The 8,863-nt window shown below is 39.3% G+C and carries 7 protein-coding genes; 3 read left to right on the top strand and 4 right to left on the bottom strand.

The window, feature by feature from the left end; all coding sequences use genetic code 11:
- The first annotated feature begins 239 nt into the window (after positions 1-239).
- Entirely contained in the window at positions 240-716 is a 477-nt protein-coding gene (locus AC805_RS11715; RefSeq protein WP_231662715.1) for a PAS domain S-box protein, read from the top strand.
- A gap of 30 nt (positions 717-746) precedes the next feature.
- Positions 747-3,311 (top strand): response regulator, encoded by a 2,565-nt coding sequence (locus tag AC805_RS11720; RefSeq protein ID WP_055075612.1) that lies wholly within the window; start codon positions 747-749, stop codon positions 3,309-3,311.
- A gap of 292 nt (positions 3,312-3,603) precedes the next feature.
- On the opposite strand, the gene AC805_RS11725 is transcribed toward AC805_RS11720, so the two are convergent.
- Positions 3,604-4,026, bottom strand: a complete 423-nt coding sequence (locus tag AC805_RS11725) for an anti-sigma regulatory factor (protein ID WP_055075613.1) — start codon at positions 4,024-4,026, stop codon at positions 3,604-3,606.
- 508 nt (positions 4,027-4,534) lie between these two features.
- Here AC805_RS11725 and AC805_RS11730 point away from each other — a divergent pair.
- Entirely contained in the window at positions 4,535-5,671 is a 1,137-nt protein-coding gene (locus tag AC805_RS11730) for a PP2C family protein-serine/threonine phosphatase (RefSeq protein ID WP_055075614.1), read from the top strand.
- A 154-nt stretch (positions 5,672-5,825) separates the two neighbouring features.
- On the opposite strand, the gene AC805_RS11735 is transcribed toward AC805_RS11730, so the two are convergent.
- From AC805_RS11735 to AC805_RS11745, 3 genes are all read right to left on the bottom strand, one after another.
- The gene (locus tag AC805_RS11735; protein ID WP_055075615.1) at positions 5,826-6,143 is read right to left on the bottom strand and encodes an STAS domain-containing protein; all 318 of its coding nucleotides are present in this window, start codon (positions 6,141-6,143) and stop codon (positions 5,826-5,828) included.
- Between the two features lie 551 nt (positions 6,144-6,694).
- The gene (locus tag AC805_RS11740) at positions 6,695-7,342 is read right to left on the bottom strand and encodes a response regulator transcription factor (protein ID WP_055075616.1); all 648 of its coding nucleotides are present in this window, start codon (positions 7,340-7,342) and stop codon (positions 6,695-6,697) included.
- Positions 7,317-8,573: a sensor histidine kinase gene (locus AC805_RS11745; protein ID WP_055075617.1), complete on the bottom strand. Its 1,257-nt coding sequence runs from the start codon at positions 8,571-8,573 to the stop codon at positions 7,317-7,319. The genes AC805_RS11740 and AC805_RS11745 overlap by 26 nt, the downstream gene beginning before the upstream one ends.
- Positions 8,574-8,863: the final 290 nt, after the last annotated feature.

The raw sequence follows: 8,863 nt of genomic DNA on the forward strand, positions 1-8,863 counted from the left end.
ATAAGTACCTCAGCATAATTAAAATCTAGATCTAAAATCTGCGGCGCAAGCGTAGCATGCGCTAAAGGTTTTAGGGTTTTATATTTAATTAAGCCCAACTATACCAATTCACGAAAGTGAGACAACACTTTTGTGAATTAAAAATCAAACCTAGTAAGGGCTTGAGAAACTAAAAATGGCGTAGCCATTTTTAGTTTTGGTATTACTTAAGTACTTGGGCTTAATTGACAAATGTGACGATGGGAGTAGGTATTATTCATCAACTATCTCTATTGATGAAGTATTTTGGACTGTTATTTTGGACTGTTGTAGTTACTTGTAAAAATTTACATCCTATAAATTATCAGGAATTTTCTATGGAACGTCCCCAATCCATTGCTGCCATTCTTATTAGCGATCTTCCTGCTGTTGTTGCTGACTTTCAAGGGCTTATCACCGATGTAAATGCACATTTTGAGGAGTTTACAGGTTGGCGAAAGGAGGAAATAGTGGGACAATTAATTTCTGTGATTTTGCCTAGTTATTTTCGAGAATCCCATCATATGGGGTTCTCCCGCTTTACCGCTACTGGGGTTGCTACTATTCTCAATCACCCTCTCGAACTTCAAGTCATTACTAAAGATAATCGAGAGATTCTTTCAGAACATTATATCTTGGCTGAGAAACATGACGAGAAGTGGGTTTTTGGTGCAACCTTGCGATCGCTTGAATCTTGATTGGCGAGTAGTATCTGAGTACATGGAGCTATGAATCATATCCCATCTCAAATTCAAGAACTGCGATCGATTCTTGGAAAAATGGAGGTTGCTTTAGGTGCGGTAGACAATGCGATCGTCTGGACTGATACTCAAGGAAGGATTCAGTGGTGCAACAAATCCTTCGATCTTCTTGTTAATCGACCTCATATTATGGTGATTGGTAAGGAGATATACTCTCTTTTACCACTGTATTGTGATGGTGTCATGCTGTCTTTAGAGAGTCATCCTGTGACTTTAGCGATCGCTCAAAGGAGTAAGGTCGTTAATAAATATGATGTTTACCATGGCAACAAAGTCGCTATTCTCGAAATTACCGCTACTTACGTGGAAATTGATAGCGACTATTGTAAAGAGATCAGTATTGTGATCGCGATTGATGATATTACGGAAAAAGAACGTACTCAGATTCTACTTCAGCAATCAAACTTAGAATTAGAGCAGAGAGTAGATCAAAGAACTCAAGAGTTAAGGGAAGCGAATGAGCTTTTACATGAGCAAAATCAAGTCTTAGAAATAGCTAAGCAAATTGCGGAAGCCTCTAATCAGGCTAAAAGTAGCTTTTTGGCTACGATGAGTCACGAAATTCGGACACCAATGAATGCGGTGATCGGGATGACAGGGCTACTACTGGAAACGGATTTAGATGCAAGGCAGCAAGATTTCGCCAATACCATCCATAATAGCGGCGAGCATTTGTTAAATCTGATCAATGAAATTTTGGATTTCTCAAAGTTAGAAGCCCGTGAGATGCAGTTAGAGGAACTGAACTTTGAACTCGAATCAAGCATTGAAGAGGTAGCCGATATTTTAGCTGGTTCTGCCCATAGTAAAGGCTTGGATCTGGCTCTATTTATTCATCCTGATGTTCCCAAATACCTGAAAGGAGACATCGGTCGATTACGTCAAGTTTTATTAAATCTGACGAACAATGCCATTAAATTTACGCGTCAAGGAGAAGTGACCATCGAAGTTGCGATCGCTAGGGAAGATCTAACTACGGTTTCCTTGAGTTTTTCGGTAATCGATACGGGAATTGGGATCTCCTTAGAGGCGCAGTCGAAATTGTTTGAGCCCTTTAGTCAAGTTGATGCTTCGACAACTAGACAATATGGAGGTACAGGCTTAGGATTAGCCATCTGCAAGCAATTAGTCAGCTTAATGGGAGGAAGCATCCATGTAGAGAGTGAAGAAAATAAAGGTTCAACTTTTTTGTTTACGGTTCCATTTCAAAAGCAATCGGAAGAAGGGAATTATCCACTTGCAGTTAGTGCTCTTCAAGACCTAAGGGTTTTAGTTGTAGATGACAGCGTGACTAACTGCAATATTCTTTACCATCAGTTAAAATCTTGGAAAATGCAGGTTGATATCCTGATTCAATCTACTGAGGCGATTGATGCTCTCCATCGGGCGATCGCGATCGGTCAGCCCTATCAGTTTGCTTTATTAGATATGCAAATGCCCGATCTTGATGGGGAGCAATTGGGAAAACAGATTAAAAGTTCGCCCATTTTGCGGGATACTCATCTTATTATGCTTACTTCTCTCGACCAGAATGGAGCCGCTAGTCGAATGTTGGAAATTGGCTTTGCGGATTATCTTCGGAAACCCGTTCGCAAACTTCGTTTGTTGAATAGTCTAGTTAATACGATTTCAGGTAAAAGTGCAAAACCGATCGCTCAACTTCCAGAATTTATAGCTGAAGAAGTTAAATTACCATCCCAGCTAAAAATCCTATTGGTTGAAGATAGTCCGATCAATCAGAAAGTAACCATCAATCAACTTCATAATTTAGGCTATCGAGTTGATGTGGTGGCAAATGGGCAAGAAGCTCTGGATATGCTCGATAAAATTTCTTACAGTATCATTCTCATGGACTGCCAAATGCCTGTTATGGATGGTTATGTTACTAGTCGTCGAATTCGCGAGCGTGAGGCAAGTCAAAATTTGGCTGGAGCGGGTGTAGCGATCATTGCCCTCACGGCTAATGCGATGAAAGCCGATCGCGATCGCTGTTTAGCTGCGGGTATGGATGATTTTCTGAGTAAGCCTGTTCGCAAGCAAGACTTAGCGCAAAAATTAGCCTATTGGTATCAGATGCGTGAAAGCCGTCATCTCGAAGATCCAGTTGTTAATCATTTTGTTAATCATTTTGTTAATCATCCTGAGCGAAATTCCGTCACAATCGATGGAAAAAATGCTCTAGACAATGACTTAAAAACTGATTTGGAAGCCGATCTCAAGGTGGATTGGCAATATCTCGATGAAGTATGTAATGGTAACCCTATTTTTCGCCAAGAGCTTTTGCAAGCCTATGTTGATTCGTTACCCGAGCATCTAGACGCATTAGCGATCGCGATTTCGCAGGTCAATTACACTGGTATTGAATACGAGGCACATTTTATTAAAGGAACCAGTGTCGCTTTGGGTATTCTTGGGGTAGCGAAGCTGGCTAGAACTTTGGAAGAGGCTGGAAAAACTGGTCATCTTGCTAAGGATACTGGGCAGCTTTTAGAAAGGATTAGGGTGGCAGTTACGTATATAAAAAAAATATAGAAACCCAAGGATTAGTGGCGGCGCAAAGCGCCGCCACTAATCCTTGGGTTTTTGATTTGTCTTAGCTATTTCTTATGCTGCTGTATAGTTTTTGCCAATTATTTTTGCCAATTATACCAATTCCCAAAAGTGTGGCTACACTTTTGGGAATTAAAAACCAAACCCAGTAAGGGTTTTAAAATCACAAAATGGCGTAGCCATTTTGTGATTTGGTATTACATCAGGACAAAAAGTCAGAAGAGAGTGGGGATGCAAAGCATCCCCACTCTCTTCTGGCTTTTTGTGATTAGTGTTATCTTGTGGATAGATATTTTTTTCTGATTTGCATGTAATTACGCCCATCTGCGGTTTGATGACAGGTAAAACTATCAACTACCTGATTAATAAGATGTAATCCTCGACCGCCTGTGGCATTAACATCGGCTTCTACCATTTTTTCGAGTTTTGTGGCAAGGTCAAAAACTTCCCCATAATCAAAAACCTTAATTTCGATAGTTTCTTCTGTCAAATTTGCCTCTAAAGTAATCGGAGTTTCGGGTGGTAGATTCTTATGGGCATGGCGTACGGTATTAGTAAATATTTCTGCAAGCGCAGTTTTACACATTAACCAATCAATATTGGGAACAGAACCATGATCGATATTGTCGAACCAATTCAAAACTTGAACGAGTTCATTTAGATTAGTAGTGACTTGTAATGAGATCGTTTGAGACACTTACATTTTGCCCATATATACTTTGAGGTTGAATGTATTCTTAAATATTTAGCAATCTTAAATAGTTCAGTATCGTTGACAATCAAAGATATAGGTTTTACAACCCTTTTATTGGGCGGTATGCAATTCTAGATGTGAAGGCTATGTATGCCTAGCAGCTTACTAGATGATGCATTATTGCATATTTAAAACTACAGAAATTGGGTTTAAATGGAATCATCGATAAAACAGTCTTATTGTTTAATTACTTTTCTAATTTATGTATAGCTAGGCATAATTAAAACCCAAAATCTAATAGTGCACCTTCCGCGTAGTGGGCAGTAGGCTCTTAGAGGTTTTAAGTTTACTTATGCTTAGCTACATATTCTAATTTATACTAATTCGATAAAGTGTGATAATAATTAGTTTTTTATAATACAAAATCTAGTGATTTTGGGTAGATTTGTCACTTACCAACAATTTAGAACTACTATACATCTAACTACATATCGTGATTCAAGCAAACAGAATGCTGCAAATTCTAGTAATTGACGACGACTTGGTCATGCAGATGATTCTTAAGAATACTCTGCAAGGATATGGGTATCAAGTGATTGCAGGTAAAAATGGTCAAGAAGGAATATTACTAGCCCAACAGCATCAACCTGCCCTCATCGTTTGTGATTGGATGATGCCAGAAATAGATGGCTTAGAAGTATGCCGTCAGATTAGGCTGGAACCAAAGCTATCTTCAACATTTTTTATTTTATTGACTTCTAAGGGAGCGGTGGAGGATAAAGTTCGGGCTCTGGATAATGGTGCTGATGACTTTCTCTCTAAACCCATCGATAAAACTGAATTACTTGCTAGCGTTAGGGCGGGGTTACGTATTTATCAGCTCAATCAAGATTTGCAGCAGCAAAAGCAATTGTTAGAGGCGGAGATAGCAGAGGCAAGCGATTACATAAAGTCTCTTTTACCAAAAGCTCTGGAAGGTTCCGTCAACATCTTCGCCGAATTTATCCCTTCTAGTCAGTTGGGAGGCGATTGTTACGATTTTTACTGGCTAGATTCCGATAATCTTGCCATCTATTTGCTTGACACCTCAGGACATGGGATTGGAGCCGCTTTGCTGTCGATTTCGATCTTAAATCTTTTGCGATCGCAATCTTTTGGCAAAGATGCCTTTTATAAACCAAGTACGATTTTGACGGAACTGAATCGCGCCTTTCAGATGAGTCAGCATAATGGGCGATATTTCACAATGTGGTATGGCGTTTTTAATCGATCGCAACGTAAGTTAACCTATGCTAATGCAGGGCATCCCCATGGAATTTTGCTCTCTGGGGATCCTCAGAGTCCCCAGATCCAAAAACTTCCTAGCTTAGATATGCCTTTAGGTTTTTTTCCCGCCATTCATTATATGAGTTCGGAAATATCCATACCTCTAGATAGTAAGCTCTATATTTTTAGCGATGGAATTTTCGAGGTTCATCAAGATAATGGTAAAAAATGGGGAACGATTAAATTTTTTGATTTTCTGATTAGTAAATTCTCGAAGGGGGAGGAAGTTAACGCTGACCAAGTACTACAACAGATTCGCGTTACTACTCCCCAAGCTAATTTTGATGACGATGTTTCCTTGTTAACAATTGATTTTCTTTAGGCTATCGCAGTCCTAAATTATTTTTGGCGAAAGTATTGGCTATCTCTTACGTTGCTTGTATAAAAGCCAAGAAGAGAAGATTGGCGCTTCGCGCCAATCTTCTCTTCTTGGCTTCTAACGCGAGAGGCGACAGCCTTTGTCAAAGAGATATTAACTACGCGATCGCTTTGTCAAAGGCTGAGCGATCGGGCAAAATTTTGAAAACATTATTCATTTTGGTGAGATCCATCAGGATTTTGATCTGATCGTTGAGAGAGCAGAGATATAGTTCTGCGCCCTTAGCTCTTACCCCTTGTAGCGTGGCTACCATTGCCCCCAATCCCGAACTATCCATAAAAGTAATATGGGTTAAGTCAATCAAAATTATTTCTATACCCTCTTTTAACTTTTCACCAACCTCTTGACGAATTTGGCTACCTGTAGCGCTATCGATAATATTTTTTGGCTCTAATACAAAAACTGCATCACTCATTTTTTAATCCTCACCGATAAATTTTGACAAAGAACAATTCATATTCTTCATGGTTTTACTGAGTAGTAGGAAAGCCTATGATTTATAGATATATCACCTTGTTATGAAACAAACCACAATATATTAATAATGTTAATATTATTAATTTGAGTCTTGGGAATAATGGTTTTCATGACTTGCTTGCTTACAAACCTTTTAAGACCATTAGCATTCCTCAAAATACCTCGATTATTCACCAATTATTAATAAATGAATTGCAGTATTCCTAAATTTAAAAAGGTATTTCCCCTTTCAAAAGATGCCATTTCTCAAAAGATTTTGAGTTTGATCCCTACATATAAAGATTAGTTATTAAAGCCTCAAGTGTCAAGAGCTGATATAACTATTCTAAATCATTTGTAGATTTTTGGGTTTGTGAAAGCGCACCCCAAAGAGGTGCGCTTCTACAAACCATTTAGGATGGTTATATGACCAGATAATTGTGAGTTTATCGGATGTTTTTTCTATTGATTGAAATTAGCTTTATCAGTTGAAAAATTGTGAGGGATTTATTATCGCCGATCGCGAAAAAGTGAATGGGCAAATAGAGCCGCTTGAGTGCGATCGCGTAAATTAAGACGACTGAGGATATTGGTGACATAATTTTTAACCGTATTCTCAGACAGGAAGAGAATCTCAGCAATTTCTCGGTTGTTAGAACCTTCGGCGATTAATTTAAGTACCTCCAATTCTCTAGGAGGAAGTTGAGCCAATGCCAAGGATGGTGATGAAGTAAGCGCTGTTGACTCGGTCAAAATTAAAGCCTTTTCAAATAAGCCTGGTCCTAAGTGGGTATGTCCTTTATAAACTGCGCGAATTGCCATTGCTAGCTCGTCAGGTTCGGTGTCTTTAAGCAAATAGCCCTTGGCTCCTAAGCGCATTGCTTGTGATACATATTCATCATCATCAAAGGTCGTAAGAATTAAAATTTTGCGATCGGGCGATGCTTTCAAAATTTCCCTTGTTGCGGCAACCCCATCCATGACGGGCATCCTGATATCCATCAGGATGATATCGGGCTCTAAATTGGAGATTTGTTCGATCGCCCTTTGCCCATTTTCTGCTTCACCCACAATTTCCATATCATTGTTGGATTCGAGCATCGTTTTGAGACCTTGGCGAATAATATGCTGGTCATCGACTAACAGAATTTGAATCATAGAGGTACGCGATCTTGAAGTTGTTAAGGGGCAAGGTAACGGAAAGACAACAACCCGCCCCTAGTTTACTATCGAGCAGAAATTGACCGCAAAGGGCATTGGTTCTTTCTTTGATACCCTGTAAACCAAATCCTGTCGTATTTTGACTGGGATTAAACCCTTTTCCATTATCAACTATTTTGAGGTGGACATACCCAGCCTCTTGACTTAGGTCTAGCTGAACATTTTTTGCCTGAGCATGTTTGTAAATATTTGTTAATGATTCCTGTACGATGCGATAAACAGCAGTACTTACTTCTGGGGATAAAGATTGCGCTAAATGAATATTTTCTAACACTTCAATTCCTACTTCAACTCCAATAGTTTGTTTAAAGTCAGCGATTAATTTAGCGATCGCGGCTTCTAGAGACTTTCCTTGTAATGGATTTGACCGAAGTACGGAGACGGATTTGCGGACTTCTAATAGAGCTTCTGCTCCCAATTGTTTAGCTTGTTTAAGGGCTACAAGTGATTGTTCGCTTCTGTTCTCCCACAGAAGTAAGGCATTATTGATTTGAATAGCTTGGGCTGATAGGGTATGTCCTAGTCCATCATGAATCTCGCGAGCGATGCGATTGCGTTCTTGTAACGTTGCTTGATCCTCGATTTTTAGGGCATATTGGCGCAATTGGTGATGGGTCATTTCTAATTCTTGATACACCTTTTCTAGCTGCTCTCGGCTACGCCGCTCCGCAATCAAAGCGTTAATAAGTAATAATGCAAATATCAGCGTTAAACTAAATAATATGATATTGCTGTAGCGCCAGTCCCAGTTTGTATCGAGTAGTCGGGATCTATCGATAATAATTGGCTTCGATAGTAGTAGATAGCTATAGGAAAGAAGCGATAAAAGCAAAATTATCAGTTGACCCAACTGTTTAAAAATTAGGCAACTTCGCATCAGAATAATCAGACAGAATAGAAAAAATGGACGAATAGCTAAAACTCCTTGTATTTGACTTGCTGGCAGGAGAATTAACCCGAACTCTAGGGCTGTATATAACGAGATTTTGAGAATATTGCCTTTAGGTAGCTTTAATCCCATTAGTCCAAAAGCAAATATCGCTAACAATTGAAGCATTACAGTCCATTCCCAATGGGGGGGCATAATTACTTCGATAATTATTGCTGTAGCTAATAGCAGCCACTCTAAATGAAGCAAAAGGCGAAAGGATGGGTTTGAGGAATTCATGGGATTATTCCAGTGCGATAATGCTTTTTTCTTGAAAGCTAAAATCTAAAACCAGAGAGAGTACTGCCCGCGTAGCGGGCGGTACTCTCTTCTATGTCTTAAGTTTATCTATGCTTAGCTACTTTAGAAACCATTTAAGAATTGGATAGATCCCCCCAGCCCCCCTTAAAAAGGGGGGAGAATTAAATTCTTCCCCCTTTTTAAGGGGGATTGAGGGGGATCTCTTAGAGTTTTTAATCATGCCGAACTACTTATACCAAATTTTGATTATTCCTTCCTAGAGCAATTAC

The sequence above is a fragment of the Pseudanabaena sp. 'Roaring Creek' genome (assembly GCF_001402795.1).
Taxonomy (GTDB): domain Bacteria; phylum Cyanobacteriota; class Cyanobacteriia; order Pseudanabaenales; family Pseudanabaenaceae; genus Pseudanabaena.